Source organism: Exiguobacterium sp. s80, from assembly GCF_018618725.1.
Classification (GTDB): Bacteria; Bacillota; Bacilli; order Exiguobacteriales; family Exiguobacteriaceae; genus Exiguobacterium_A; species Exiguobacterium_A oxidotolerans.
Genome location: NZ_JACSMP010000001.1, coordinates 341331 through 354393 on the forward strand (window position 1 = coordinate 341331; position 13063 = coordinate 354393).

The 13063-nt window shown below is 46.8% G+C and carries 16 protein-coding genes; 14 read left to right on the plus strand and 2 right to left on the minus strand.

Annotated features, from left to right (window positions below):
* The first annotated feature begins 1 nt into the window (after nt 1).
* The 4 genes from KNP94_RS01750 (at nt 2) to KNP94_RS01765 (ending at nt 2493) form a co-directional block, all read left to right on the plus strand.
* Complete coding sequence (locus KNP94_RS01750; protein WP_029333155.1) at nt 2-583, plus strand: CDP-alcohol phosphatidyltransferase family protein; 582 nt, start codon at nt 2-4, stop codon at nt 581-583.
* A gap of 17 nt (nt 584-600) precedes the next feature.
* Nucleotides 601-1164: an NUDIX hydrolase gene (locus KNP94_RS01755; protein ID WP_251132541.1), complete on the plus strand. Its 564-nt coding sequence runs from the start codon at nt 601-603 to the stop codon at nt 1162-1164.
* 127 nt (nt 1165-1291) lie between these two features.
* Nucleotides 1292-1828 carry a PadR family transcriptional regulator gene (locus tag KNP94_RS01760; RefSeq protein ID WP_088836684.1) on the plus strand — a complete coding sequence of 179 codons (537 nt, stop codon included), beginning with the start codon at nt 1292-1294 and terminating at the stop codon, nt 1826-1828.
* Between the two features lie 26 nt (nt 1829-1854).
* Complete coding sequence (locus KNP94_RS01765) at nt 1855-2493, plus strand: hypothetical protein (RefSeq protein WP_215115110.1); 639 nt, start codon at nt 1855-1857, stop codon at nt 2491-2493.
* A 427-nt stretch (nt 2494-2920) separates the two neighbouring features.
* Here KNP94_RS01765 and KNP94_RS01770 read toward each other — a convergent pair whose 3' ends face one another.
* Nucleotides 2921-3577: a type 1 glutamine amidotransferase domain-containing protein gene (locus KNP94_RS01770; protein ID WP_029333159.1), complete on the minus strand. Its 657-nt coding sequence runs from the start codon at nt 3575-3577 to the stop codon at nt 2921-2923.
* Between the two features lie 68 nt (nt 3578-3645).
* Nucleotides 3646-4500, minus strand: coding sequence for an aldo/keto reductase (locus KNP94_RS01775; protein ID WP_214805215.1), 855 nt, complete (start codon nt 4498-4500; stop codon nt 3646-3648).
* Between the two features lie 197 nt (nt 4501-4697).
* Between KNP94_RS01775 and KNP94_RS01780 the strand changes: the two genes are divergently transcribed.
* The 10 genes from KNP94_RS01780 (at nt 4698) to KNP94_RS01825 (ending at nt 13045) form a co-directional block, all read left to right on the plus strand.
* The gene (locus tag KNP94_RS01780) at nt 4698-5228 is read left to right on the plus strand and encodes an NUDIX domain-containing protein (RefSeq protein WP_088836687.1); all 531 of its coding nucleotides are present in this window, start codon (nt 4698-4700) and stop codon (nt 5226-5228) included.
* Nucleotides 5229-5330: 102 nt separating this feature from the next.
* Nucleotides 5331-5813, plus strand: a complete 483-nt coding sequence (gene fur / locus KNP94_RS01785) for a ferric iron uptake transcriptional regulator (protein ID WP_088836688.1) — start codon at nt 5331-5333, stop codon at nt 5811-5813.
* 124 nt (nt 5814-5937) lie between these two features.
* The gene (xerD, locus tag KNP94_RS01790; protein ID WP_214771632.1) at nt 5938-6822 is read left to right on the plus strand and encodes a site-specific tyrosine recombinase XerD; all 885 of its coding nucleotides are present in this window, start codon (nt 5938-5940) and stop codon (nt 6820-6822) included.
* 116 nt (nt 6823-6938) lie between these two features.
* Complete coding sequence (gene deoB / locus KNP94_RS01795; RefSeq protein ID WP_215115111.1) at nt 6939-8111, plus strand: phosphopentomutase; 1173 nt, start codon at nt 6939-6941, stop codon at nt 8109-8111.
* Nucleotides 8112-8131: 20 nt separating this feature from the next.
* Nucleotides 8132-8944: a purine-nucleoside phosphorylase gene (locus tag KNP94_RS01800; protein WP_029333165.1), complete on the plus strand. Its 813-nt coding sequence runs from the start codon at nt 8132-8134 to the stop codon at nt 8942-8944.
* Between the two features lie 26 nt (nt 8945-8970).
* Nucleotides 8971-10272 carry a pyrimidine-nucleoside phosphorylase gene (locus KNP94_RS01805; protein WP_215115112.1) on the plus strand — a complete coding sequence of 434 codons (1302 nt, stop codon included), beginning with the start codon at nt 8971-8973 and terminating at the stop codon, nt 10270-10272.
* A gap of 97 nt (nt 10273-10369) precedes the next feature.
* Nucleotides 10370-11374, plus strand: a complete 1005-nt coding sequence (locus tag KNP94_RS01810; RefSeq protein ID WP_214771635.1) for a S66 family peptidase — start codon at nt 10370-10372, stop codon at nt 11372-11374.
* A 106-nt stretch (nt 11375-11480) separates the two neighbouring features.
* Nucleotides 11481-11918: a peptidylprolyl isomerase gene (locus KNP94_RS01815; protein ID WP_088836693.1), complete on the plus strand. Its 438-nt coding sequence runs from the start codon at nt 11481-11483 to the stop codon at nt 11916-11918.
* 97 nt (nt 11919-12015) lie between these two features.
* Nucleotides 12016-12546: a type 1 glutamine amidotransferase domain-containing protein gene (locus KNP94_RS01820; RefSeq protein ID WP_214801559.1), complete on the plus strand. Its 531-nt coding sequence runs from the start codon at nt 12016-12018 to the stop codon at nt 12544-12546.
* Between the two features lie 151 nt (nt 12547-12697).
* Complete coding sequence (locus tag KNP94_RS01825) at nt 12698-13045, plus strand: GNAT family N-acetyltransferase (RefSeq protein ID WP_088836695.1); 348 nt, start codon at nt 12698-12700, stop codon at nt 13043-13045.
* Nucleotides 13046-13063: the final 18 nt, after the last annotated feature.

Consider the following 13063-nt stretch of genomic DNA (forward strand, 5'->3'; position numbering starts at 1 on the left):
TATGTTAGATACACGAGCACGAAAGATGGTCCAACCTGTGTTCGACCAAGCGGCGACCGGTTTGAAAAAGCTTGGTCTGTCGGCGAATCAAGTCACAATCATTTCCGGCATCATCGGAGGGGCAACAGGATTCTTCGTCTACAATGACATGATGGGAATTGCGATTCTCTTATTGTGGATTTCTGGAATGCTTGATGTCGTCGATGGGACGATGGCACGTCGCGAAAAACCGACAGCGATTGGAACGATTCTTGATCTTGTACTAGATCGAATCGTCGAGTTGTCCGTGCTGATCGGGATTGCGCTTCGTTTTCCGGAAACACAAATCGTCATGCTCTTTTTAATTGCGTCCTTTGTCATCGGTATGACGATGTTTCTCGCGATTGGGGCAGTCAGTGAAAATTATGGCATCAAGTCCTTCCAATACCAGCCGGGTCTCGTTGAACGGACAGAGGGGTTCTTGTTTTTAACGGCAATGCTGTTATTCCCAAGTGCAATCATCTGGATTGCGATCGTCTTCTTGATTGCAGAGCTGTATACGGTAGGCGAGCGCTTCTATCAAGCCTCTAAGGTGCTGGGATGAGTGAACAGGAGTTAATCATGGTCACGGATCAGGCCGGGCATCCATTATTCACGGCGTCACGAAACCGGGTACATGCTGAAGGGTTATGGCATGAGACGTTCCACTGCTTCGTCGTGAATCGAGAGCAACGAATCGTTCTTCTTCAAGAACGGGCGACTGGAAAAAAGGATTTTCCAAATTGTCTCGATATTACAGCGGCAGGACATTTACTTGCCGGTGAAACCGTTGCTGATGGTGTTCGTGAACTCGAAGAAGAGCTCGGACTCGTCCGGACGATGGATCAGTTGGAGCACGTTGGTATTTTTCTAGAAGAACTGACGTTGCCGGGATTCATTGATCGCGAGCGGACTCAGGTCTTTTTGACGGAATCGAACCAAGCCATTTCTGACTATCATTTACAAGCGACTGAAGTCAAACGGCTGGTCGCTTTTTCATTCGACGCATTTGCTACGTTAGGTGACGAAACGACAACGGAAGTCGTCAGCATCGAGGGTGAACGTTTCGGGCGGAACCGCTTCGTCCCGCATCCGCCGGAGTACTGGGCGATGGTCGAACGAAGCATTGAACAATCTAGCATGTGACAGGAGGAACTGTAGATGAGACAGCGATCTACAGTTTTTTTTTGCTTAAAAAAGTACAAAGTGGCGTAATGCAACGTAATTTGAGATAATTAACAATATATATTATTGATGAAAGAAGGTGCAGCCAGTGGGATTACGATTCGCACTGCTCGGACTGCTAACCCAGGGAGAAGCGACAGGCTATGATTTAAGTACGACGTTCAAAAAACAGATGACGCATTTTTGGACAGCACACCATACGCAAATTTATCGAGAATTATTAAAAATGGAAGAAGCATCACTCGTGACGAGTGTTCATATCGTCCAGGAGGATCTTCCAGATAAAAAAGTCTATTCGATTACAGATAAAGGCCAAACAGAGCTCGTCGCCTGGCTGCGGGCACCGAGTGAATTTAAGCCGAAAATGAAAGATGAGAACTTAATGCGCGTGTCGTTGTTACACCTCTTGCCGCTCGAGGAAGCGATCGCTTACCTTGAAGAATCAAAACGGCATCATCAATTTGCGGTCGACATGATGCAAGTGTGGCGAAAAGATCATTTAGAGAACGGGGCGACACTCGGGGAGACATTGACGAGTGAATACGGTCTACGGATGATGCTGAATTACCTCGATTGGTGTGACTGGGCAATCGAAGAAATCAAGAGAAGTCAAACGAGTGTTTGATTGTGATGGGATAGGGAGTAGAGAACGTGAGTGTATTTAAAGATTATCAAGACTGGCTGGACGAAGAGACGGATGACATCATCAAACGACATGCAACATATGCCGCCGCTGAATTGAAATTAGGTGGAGAAGTCGGAGACTACTATGTTGATGCGGGGCTAATCGATCAATTCGTCATGCGACATGTCTCGTGGTTGTCGATCAGTGAAATCGAAGACATTCTGACAGAGTCTGAAAACAGCGACCGTGTGGAACTTCTCGAACCAACAGATCACGAAGAAGATATGCAACGTCAGCAAGCAGAACACGTGTTACGAATGGATGTAAAAGAAATGTTGGCGTCAAAAACACGCCCCTTCGTCGACGAACGATTACAGGCGTTCACTCAACAGATTCGTCCGCTTCAAGACCGTCAGGCAGAAGCGCAGGCGGCATTCGATGAAATCGAACGGACGATTGAGACAGGACCAGCACCAAAAATCATTCCGAAGCGTTGGTATCGACGGGAACGTGTGGTTGAACAGTCGTTTACCGATGAAGAGCGTACGAACCTTGACGAGCAGCTTGAAGCACGACAGCAGCAGCTCGTTATTGAAGACCGCACGGTTGCGGCAACCGAACGTGAAATACTGATGCTTCAGCGGGCGCTTAACGAAGGGAAATGACCCGAAGCGAAAACAGCACCTCCAGCTTCGTTCAGTGGAGGTGCTGTTTTGCATGTAGACAACGTCACGTGGGGGGAGAAAAGCACGCAAAGACGCATTTTTTCCCGTAGAAGTCGACGAAAAGGGACGCCTTTCAGGTGGACCGTCTTGAATCGTTTCCAAAACGACAGAGTATCTTCACTGATCTTAAAGAAAGCTAAAAAAATCTCGCTTTCTAATCTAATCGCTTCCTAGTGGAAAGCAAACAGGAGCGACCCTGCAGCTTTGCTGTAGCGGCGCGATGTTTGCCACAGGAAGACGATTAGGAAGGAAAGAGAGAGCAAAAAAAGATGGAAAATCACATTCAAGTGATCTTCCATCTAAGTTTGTCTACACGCTGAGCACTTCCACTGATGTTCAGTGGAAGTGCTCAGCATCAATTAAAATTTTAGACAGTCGCGAGTTTAGCGACGATCAATTTAGCGACAGCTTCACTTGAAGCTGGGTTTTGACCTGTGATGACGTTGCCATCGATGACTGCGAATTCTTTACCTGCGTCTGAAGTCAAGAACGTTGCACCTTCATTACGCAACGTTGTTTCGAGTAAGAATGGAACTTTCTCTTCAAGACCTGTTGATTTTTCTTCTTCATCTGTAAAGCCGTTGATTTGACGACCTTCGACGAATGGTTTGCCATCAATCATGACGTGAGCGAAAGCGGCAGGTCCGTGACAAACAGATGCGACGATTCCGTCTTTCTTGACCATTGCTTCGATTGCACCGGCAACTTGTGGATTGTTCGGGAAGTCAACGACCGCACCGTGTCCACCCGGGAAATAAACAGCGTCGAACGATGAAGGATCGACTGTTGAGAGTGAAGCTGTATCTTTTAGTGCTTTACGTGCGTCTTGGAACTTCGGCAGAATTTCTTTGACGAGTGATGCTTTATCGATTGGGACGTCGCCACCTTTAACAGAAACAACAGTGACGTCATGTCCTGCTTCATTAAATAAGTTAAACGGTGCAGCAAACTCTTCGAACCAAAGTCCTGTTGCGTGTCCGTTCATGTCATCCGCGCTTGTTGAAACGATTAAAATACGTGCCATAATAAAATTCCTCCTCTAGGGTTAACGTTACAAATAAGAGGATTCCCCGGCTTGCTAAAACTCAAACCTTATTGATGTGCTGTATAAGGATGGACCGGCAATGTCTTCAGGACGTGATTGATTTGTTCAAGCGTGACGGGTTCCCGCATCGCCTTGAGATTGGCCTGTAATTGCGACACGCTCGACGCACCAGGCAGGACGATTGCGGCTTGTTGATCGATTGCTTGGAGAGCGAGCGCGGGTAGTGGGTAGTCTTGCAAGAAATTCAATGTTTCTTCGAGTTTTTCTTTATTAAATTGCTCGAACTGGTCAACGGATTGGAGGCGCGACGTACTCTCAGTCGTCAATAATCCTTTTGCGAGCGGACCACGAGCGACTACCTTGACATTTTTTTCATTGAGTAAAGGCAAGAGTGCTTCGATGCGCCGATCGAGTAACGAGTAAGGTGTCATCAAATAATCGAGATCACTATGCTCGAGCCAATACTTAATGACGTTCGGCCGTAAAGAAGAAAGACCATAGGCCTTAATCTTACCGTCTGCTTTTAAATCCTTCACGGCTTGAATCGATGCATCGAGGTCGTCTTCCATCGTTCCGCCGTGGACATAATAGAGATCGAGGTAAGGTGTTTCGAGTCGGTTCAGACTTTCAAGACATGCTTGTTTTAAGTACTCGTAACTCGGATCCCACGTCCAACCCGTTCCCGTTGCATTCATTCGGTTCCCGCCTTTAGAGGCGAGGAAAATCCGGCTGCGGTCTTCTTGCGAAAATGTCTGTCCAATCAACGATTCGACGGCTCCGTTCGCGTAGACGTCCGCTGTGTCAAAATGAATGACCCCTTCGTCGAGCGCTGTACGGAGGATTTCTGTTGCTTCTTCTTGTCCGCGTTTTAATATTGTCATTGTGCCTAATCCGAGTCCCATGACTAATCCCTCATTTCTTTCGATATGTGCTACTACAGAACAGTTTATCATATTTATTTCTCCGTCCCCCTGTTGAGGAACTGTTTCATATTTTGAGTTTGAAAAAACAAACTTGCATCAGGAATCAGATAACAGGCATACTGAATAAGAAGAATAAATTACGGCGCGGATAGTTATAGAAGGAAGAGGTGTTCGGAATGGAAGAAAAAACAATCGAACGAGAAGTCATTTATGAAGGAAAAGTCTTTAATGTCGAAAAGCATGTCGTCAGCTTACCAAACGGTAATACATCAGTGCGCGAGCTCGTTTATCATAACGGAGCCGTCGCCATCATCGCCTTTGATGAAAAAGGTGATTTGATTGTCGTCGAGCAGTACCGCAAAGCATTCGAACAGCTATCGATTGAAATTCCTGCGGGAAAACTTGAGGCGGGTGAGAATCCAATTGATTGTGCCGGAAGAGAATTGAAAGAAGAAACAGGTTACGCGGCAGAAGAATTGAAACATGTCTTCGATTTTTACGGGGCACCGGGATTTTGCAGCGAACGCGTACATATATATGAAGCAATCGGTTTGACGGCTGGTGAACGTCAGCTGGATGCAGATGAATTCCTTGAAAACCAGACATTGTCACTTGACCGGGCCTTAGAACTGATTGCAAATGGCACGATTGTCGATGCAAAAACAATCATGGCGATTCAACATTGGCACATCCGTACATTAAAATGATTCTAATTTGGTTGATTTTCAGTTGATAATCATTTTAATTTGAAAATTGATTGAGAATCAGCTATGATAAAAGCATCAGTTTCGACCTAAGGGGGCGCTATGATGGAAAGTCGTGTTGAACGCATTAAAAAACAGCTGAGCGGTAAAGGATATAAGCTGACTCCCCAACGTGAAGCGACTGTGCGTATCCTGCTAGAACATGAGTCGGATCACCTCAGTGCTGAAAATGTCTTTTTATTAGTGAAAGAAAAAAACTCTGATATTGGACTCGCGACCGTGTACCGGACGCTCGAATTATTGACGGAGCTTGAAGTCGTCGATAAGGTCAACTTCGGAGATGGCGTATCTCGATTCGATTTACGACAAGAAGGGGCGAGTCACTCGCATCACCACCTTGTATGTATCGAATGTGGTTCCGTCGAAGAAATTTTAGATGATATGTTAGAAGATGTCGAAAAAGAAATCGTCTCGCGGTTTCACTTTAAAATTAAAGATCATCGCTTGACCTTCCACGGAGTTTGCCGTGTTTGTCAGGAGCGTCATGCACGTGAAGCGCTTGAACAAACGCAAACACAAACTGTCTAACCGTCCTTCCACACACAGGGCGGTTTTTTCTTTTTGAAAATATAGGTCAGACCTCTTCACAACGGTTTACACCTTTGATATGATGGGAAAGTAAGCGATTTCTTAAGCCAAGAGGATGAATTCAGTGAGACAACAACTGGAAGCATTTATCAACTATCTCGTCATTGAACGGCAAATGTCAGGAAATACGGCAGCAGCCTATCGAAATGATTTAAACCAGTATCTTCATTCGCTCGAACAAGCAGGGGTGACTTCGCTTGAATTCGTGACACGACATCATATCGTGCTCCATATCGAGAGCTTGTTGAACGCTCAAAAGTCACGGTCGACGGTCAGACGGGCGACGAGTTCGATCCGTTCGTTCCATCAATATTTGGTCGAAGAGCGTCAAGTGGAGAGTGATCCGTCACGTCATTTGGATTTACCGAAACCAGAAAAAAAGCTCCCGGTCGTCTGGAGTCAAACGGACGTCGTTAAGTTGCTTGATTCCGTAGTCGGAAACGATCCGCTCGTCAGACGGGATGCGGCGATGCTTGAACTGTTATACGGTACCGGTATGCGGGTCAGTGAACTGCTACAGTTGACGTTAAACGATCTGCAGCTCGAACTCGGTTACTTATCGTGTCTTGGGAAAGGGAACAAAACGCGAATCATTCCAATCAGTACGACAGCGATTGATAGCGTCACGACCTATCTCGAACTAGCACGAAACAGTTTAGGGGGCCAGCAAACGGATTATGTCTTCTTGAATAGTCGGGGAAGCCGGTTATCGCGACAAGGTTTTTGGAAGATGATTAAACGACGTGCAAGAGAAGCGGGTATTGAAAAAGAGATTACGCCACATGTACTCCGTCATTCATTCGCTACTCATCTACTTGAAAATGGTGCAGATTTACGGGTTGTCCAAGAGATGCTCGGTCATGCCGACTTGTCGACGACGCAAATGTACACGCATGTCAACAAAGGTCGGTTACATGAAGTCTATAAGAATCATCATCCACGTGCATGATGTTCCTTATAAAACAAAGGTCTGACTTCAGACAAATGAAGCGTTTTGTCTAGTCGGTTTGTGGGAAAATCATTAGGGCAGTCGTTCATTACAGTACGTATTAGGAGGAAATACAAATGGCACAACAATTCAAACGTGTATTTTTAGTCGTCATGGATTCTGTTGGTATCGGTGAAGCACCCGATGCGGAACAATTTGGAGATTTAGGAGCACATACGCTTGGTCACATCGGAGAGCATATGAATGGCTTGAATATTCCGAACCTGGAAAAGCTTGGTCTCGCGCATATTGAAGCCGTTCAAGGTGTTTCGGCTGATGCCGCACCAATCGCATCATACGGTAAAATGGAAGAAGTATCGGCGGGGAAAGATACGATGACGGGACACTGGGAAATCATGGGTCTTCGCATCGATACACCATTCCGTGTCTTTGAAAAATTCCCGGCTGACTTGATTGACCGTCTTGAAGCATTCTCTGGTCGGAAAATCATCGGTAACAAACCAGCTTCTGGTACGGAAATCTTAGATGAACTCGGTCAAGAACACGTCGAAACGGGCGCATTGATCGTCTATACATCTGCTGACTCTGTCTTACAGATTGCAGCCCACGAAGAAGTCGTCCCACTCGAAGAACTTTACCGAATTTGTGAATATGCACGTGATATCACGCGCGACGATCCATACATGCTCGGTCGCATCATCGCACGTCCATTCCTTGGGGAGCAAGGCGCATGGGTTCGGACATCGAACCGTCACGACTATGCCTTAAAACCGTTTGACCGGACTGTCATGAATGAGCTTGAGACAGCTGGATTCGATGTCATTTCGCTCGGTAAAATCGCTGACATCTTTGACGGTGAAGGTGTGACGGATGCAATTCGTACGAAATCGAACATGGACGGAATGGACCAACTCGTTGGTCAACTCGAACGTGACTTCACAGGGCTTTGCTTCTTGAACCTTGTTGACTTCGATGCCTTGTTCGGACATCGTCGTGACCCGCAAGGTTACGGTGATGCACTTGAAGAATTTGATGCACGTCTCCCGGAAGTATTCGAGCGGATGCAAGAAGATGATCTCTTAATCATTACAGCTGACCACGGAAACGATCCGATTCACGCTGGAACAGATCACACGCGTGAGTACGTCCCGCTTCTTGCGTACCAAAAGAGCGGTGTCGCAAACGATTTAGGAACGCGTGCAACATTTGCTGATCTTGGAGCGACGGTTGCTGCAAACTTCGGTGTTAAAATGCTGGCACACGGAAAAAGCTTTTTAACAGAACTTTAATTTCAAAGGAGCGATTTTGGATGACAGTCAACTGGAATGAAACACGTTCATATTTAGAAAGTAAAATGCAGGCAAAGCCGGAAATCGGTTTGATTCTCGGATCAGGTCTCGGCGTACTGGCTGATGAAATTGAAAATCCAATCGCGATTCCGTATGGCGATATTCCGAACTTCCCTGTTTCGACAGTGGAAGGACATGCGGGACAACTCGTCTTCGGGACGCTCGAAGGCAAACAAGTCGTCGCGATGCAAGGACGGTTCCACTTCTATGAAGGCTACTCGATGGAAATGGTCACATTCCCAGTTCGTGTCATGAAAGCAATCGGCGTCGAAACATTAATCGTGACGAATGCAGCGGGTGCTTGTAATGAAGCATTCGAACCGGGAGATCTCATGTTGATCACAGATCACATCAATTTCTTCGGAACGAATCCGTTGATCGGAAAAAACGTCGATGAGATGGGACCACGTTTCCCGGACATGTCGAAGCCGTATGATAAAGAATTACTGGAACTTGCCCAAGCGACGGCAGATGAGCTCGGAATCAATGTTCGTCAAGGCGTTTACTTCGGCAACACCGGTCCGACATATGAAACGCCAGCTGAAGTCAAAATGGCACGGATGCTTGGTGGAGATGTCGTCGGCATGTCGACGGTTCCTGAAGTCATCGTCGCACGTCACTCAGACATGCGCGTACTCGGAATCTCATGTGTATCAAACATGGCAGCAGGTATCTTAGATCAGCCGCTCCATCACGATGAAGTCATCGAAACGACGGAACGGGTCCGGGCACACTTCCTGTCGCTCGTTCGTGGTTCGATCAAAAAAATGTAACAACACCTTAGAGGAGGAAATAGATTATGCGTATGGTAGATTTGATTGCAACGAAACGAGACGGCGGCGAGTTATCAACAGCCGATATTAAAGCAATGGTCGAAGGATTCACGAACGGGGACGTTCCGGATTATCAAATGTCAGCGATGTCGATGGCCATTTTTTATCAAGGGATGTCAGATCGTGAAATCGCAGATTTGACGATGGCGATGGTCGAATCAGGTGACGTCATCGACTTATCACGGATTCACGGCAAAAAAGTCGACAAACACTCAACAGGCGGCGTCGGCGATAAAATCAGTCTGATTGTTGCACCACTCGTCGCGTCAATCGGAATTCCGGTTGCGAAGATGAGCGGACGCGGTCTTGGTCATACAGGTGGAACAATCGATAAATTGGAAGCCTTCCCTGGTTTCGATGTTGAATTATCGGAAGAAGCCTTCGTCAGCCAAGTCAACGACATCAAGATGGCAATCATCGGTCAGACCGGGAACTTAACACCTGCTGACAAAAAACTTTACGCATTACGTGACGTGACAGCAACAGTCAATTCGATTCCGTTGATTGCAAGTTCAATCATGTCGAAAAAAATTGCGGCCGGCGCTGATAGCATCGTTCTTGATGTTAAAACGGGTTCAGGTGCTTTCATGAAGTCGTTTGAGGACGCGAAAGCACTTGCGACAGAGATGGTTTCAATCGGGAAAAGTGTCAACCGGAAAACGATTGCCGTCATCACGGACATGGATCAGCCACTCGGAAACGAAATCGGGAACGCAAACGAAGTCAAAGAAGCAATCGAAGTCTTACAAGGTAAAGATGTGCGTGACTTGAAAGTCATCGCCTTGACGATTGCCTCACATATGGCAGTCCTTGGTGAGTTCTACCCGACGTTCGACGAAGCGTATGCCGATCTCGAGACACGCCTCGCGAACGGTGCAGCACTCGACGTCTTTAAAAAGTTCATCGCAGCGCAAGGTGGCGACGCGTCACTCGTTGACGATATGTCAAAAGCACTTGAAACGAAATACCAAAAAGACTTCGTGGCATCAAAAACAGGTTATGTCTCTGAAATCATCGCCGATGAAGTTGGTGTCGCAGCGATGATTCTTGGAGCGGGCCGAGCGACGAAAACAGACGTCATCGATCATGCAGCAAGCGTCACGTTATTGAAAAAAGTCGGCGATCGTGTTGAAGTCGGCGATGTCATCGCGACACTTCGTTCGAATAAAGAAACGCTTGATCAAGCAATTGAGAAAATGGATCATGCGTATCATATCAGTGAAACGAAACCGGAAGAACGTCCGCTCGTTCACGCTGTCATCGATTAAATCATGTAAAGTAGCAAGTTGGGTCTTCTTCCCAATTTGCTACTTTTTTTGTTATGATGAAAGTCAGGTTTTTCCAAAAGAAGAAGGAGGAAAAAAGATGAAACCAGCTCGATTAAAAGAAGGCGATACAATCGCGATCGTGTCACCCGCATCAGCGATTGCAGCCTACGTGCCGCGCCGATTGCAACGCGGCATTGAAACATTGGAACGGATGGGCTTTCAGGTCCTTGTGATGCCGAATGCGACGGCAGTCCATAGTCATACGGCAGGAACGATTGGCGAACGGGTGCAAGACTTACATATGGCGTTTCGCGATCCGGAAGTCAAAGCGATCATCGCGACGATCGGCGGCTTCAACTCGCATCAGCTGTTAGATGAGCTCGATTATGACTTGATTCGGGACAACCCGAAAATTTTACTCGGCTATAGTGACATCACGGCACTGCATGCTGCGATTTATGCAAAAACAGGTTTGACGACGTTTTTAGGGCCGGCGATTTTGCCGCAGTTCGGTCTACTGGACGGTCTTGACGACTATACTGAACAGTCGTTCAAGCGAACGTTGATGCAGACGGAACCGATTGGGAAAATCGTCGCCTCATCCGAGTGGACGGATGAAGTACTCCGCTGGGACGTACATGACGACCGTCCGAAAAAACGACAACCGAATGCGGGGATGTTGATTGGTCGTACAGGCGAGGGGACAGGACCGATTCTTGCCGGAAACTGTGGCACACTCTTGTTACTTGCAGGTACATCGTATATGCCGTCTTTCGAAGATGTTGTCTTGATGCTCGAAGATGACGGAAGCGAAACACCGGAAACGATCGACCGTTATTTTACACAGTTGCGGCATCTTGGTGTGTATGATGAGATTTCAGCACTCGTTATCGGCCGGTTCGAGAGTCAGGTCGATTTTGATCCGGACTTTACATTGAAAGACATCATTTTACGGGCAACACGCGGCTACGACTTCCCGATTGTCCTCGACGCTGACTTCGGTCATACGGATCCGGTTCTGACATTGCCACTCGGTGTAACAGCTTCCGTTCGTGTCGGTGATGAAATTGAAATTGAAATAGTAGATTCTGCCGTCAACTGAGTAAAAAACCTGCGTTTTCCGAAAAAATTTGGTACACTGTTCCATGGAGTCACAAGTTGCTTGTGACGAACACCATTAGCTGAAAAGCGCGAAAGGTTGGTATACAATGCAAAAAACTGGATATATCTTATTAGAAGACGGAAATAAAATTGATTTTGAACTCTTTAACGACGATGCACCGATTACAACAGAAAACTTCGAGAGCCTTGCGAACTCGAACTTCTACGATGGATTGAACTTCCACCGTGTCATCCCGGGCTTCGTCTCACAAGGCGGCTGCCCAATCGGGAACGGTACAGGCGGTTCTGGGAAAACAATCCCATGTGAAACGTCAACTTCGTACCCGCACAAACATAAAGCAGGTTCACTCTCGATGGCGCACGCTGGTCGCGACACAGGTTCGAGTCAGTTCTTCGTCGTCCACGAGCCGCAACCGCACCTTGACGGTGTGCATACAGTCTTCGGACAAGTCACTTCAGGACTTGAGCATGCTCAAAAAATGAAGCAAGGCGCAGGCATTAAAGAAATTCGCGTAGAAGCATAAGTGTCTGACTCCTCTTCAACTAGAAGGGGAGTTTTTGTTTTTTAGACTAAGGGAACAGATAATAAGGCACAAATAGAATTTCAGGAGGCGTTTCATGATGCGTTTAAAAGGTAAAAAAGTGATTCAACTCGTCAGTAATGATTTTGAGGATTTAGAGTTATGGTACCCGGTCCACCGGTTACGTGAAGAAGGGGCAACGGTCGACATCGTGGGTGAGAAAGCAAATGAAAAGTATATCGGGAAATACGGTGTTCCAATCGTCTCCGACATCGCGTTTGCTGACATTAATCCAGCAGACTACGACGCGATTCTCGTTCCGGGTGGTTGGTCACCGGATTTATTACGGCGGTTTGATTCGGTCTTGAAAATGGTCCGACACTTCGACGAACAAAAACAGCCGATTGGTCAAATCTGTCATGCGGGATGGGTTTTAATTTCAGCAGATGTACTCAAAGGTGTCAACGTCACGAGTACGCCGGGGATTAAAGACGACATGACGAATGCGGGCGCAGTGTGGCACGATGAGCCGGTCGTCGTCGACGGACACATCGTCTCAAGTCGGAGACCGCCCGATCTACCTGACTATATGCGTGAATTCATCGCCGTGTTAGAAAAGTCGAAGTCATAATTCGGAAAAGGTGGGGTGAAGTGATTCACTCCTTCTTTTTGTCCTTCTCGACAAAAAAATGAAGTAATTCTAGCCGATAAGGTGTAGAATAAATGAGTCTCAGTCGTTCATGGTCCTGAGAGTTGTTGAAATTAGGAAGGTGTAGAATCAGATGCTAGTAAAATATAAGAAGCTGAATGAACGGACCGCGATGGGGTTAATCGCCTTTTCGTGTGAAGTGAAGGATCCGAAGTATTTGCTTGAAACGGTTCAAGCCTATGAACAAGAAGAAGATCGTCAATTGTATCTTTACAAACAGGATGAAGACTTCGTAGGAGTGATCGGTTTTCAATTAGTGGATGGCCACGCTGAATTGAGCCACATCGCATTGTCTCCATCGTTCCGCGGGGAGCGGATGTCGTACACATTACTCGACGCTGCGGCGAAGATGATGCGTCTCGATATCATCGGCTCGACTGAAGAAACAAGTCGTCTTGTTGAAAAGTGGAAAAATCAATGAAAAAAACCGGTCCGTTTA

What these genes read in the sequence shown, in the direction of transcription:
- KNP94_RS01825 (WP_088836695.1), top strand. Translation starts at nt 12,698, where the DNA reads ATGCTAGTAAAATATAAGAAGCTGAATGAACGGACCGCGATGGGGTTA.
- KNP94_RS01750 (WP_029333155.1), top strand. Translation starts at nt 2, where the DNA reads ATGTTAGATACACGAGCACGAAAGATGGTCCAACCTGTGTTCGACCAA.
- KNP94_RS01755 (WP_251132541.1), top strand. Translation starts at nt 601, where the DNA reads ATGGTCACGGATCAGGCCGGGCATCCATTATTCACGGCGTCACGAAAC.
- fur (WP_088836688.1), top strand. Translation starts at nt 5,331, where the DNA reads ATGGAAAGTCGTGTTGAACGCATTAAAAAACAGCTGAGCGGTAAAGGA.
- KNP94_RS01800 (WP_029333165.1), top strand. Translation starts at nt 8,132, where the DNA reads ATGACAGTCAACTGGAATGAAACACGTTCATATTTAGAAAGTAAAATG.
- KNP94_RS01780 (WP_088836687.1), top strand. Translation starts at nt 4,698, where the DNA reads ATGGAAGAAAAAACAATCGAACGAGAAGTCATTTATGAAGGAAAAGTC.
- KNP94_RS01805 (WP_215115112.1), top strand. Translation starts at nt 8,971, where the DNA reads ATGCGTATGGTAGATTTGATTGCAACGAAACGAGACGGCGGCGAGTTA.
- KNP94_RS01820 (WP_214801559.1), top strand. Translation starts at nt 12,016, where the DNA reads ATGCGTTTAAAAGGTAAAAAAGTGATTCAACTCGTCAGTAATGATTTT.
- KNP94_RS01775 (WP_214805215.1), bottom strand. Translation starts at nt 4,500, where the DNA reads ATGGGACTCGGATTAGGCACAATGACAATATTAAAACGCGGACAAGAA.
- KNP94_RS01815 (WP_088836693.1), top strand. Translation starts at nt 11,481, where the DNA reads ATGCAAAAAACTGGATATATCTTATTAGAAGACGGAAATAAAATTGAT.
- deoB (WP_215115111.1), top strand. Translation starts at nt 6,939, where the DNA reads ATGGCACAACAATTCAAACGTGTATTTTTAGTCGTCATGGATTCTGTT.
- KNP94_RS01810 (WP_214771635.1), top strand. Translation starts at nt 10,370, where the DNA reads ATGAAACCAGCTCGATTAAAAGAAGGCGATACAATCGCGATCGTGTCA.
- KNP94_RS01770 (WP_029333159.1), bottom strand. Translation starts at nt 3,577, where the DNA reads ATGGCACGTATTTTAATCGTTTCAACAAGCGCGGATGACATGAACGGA.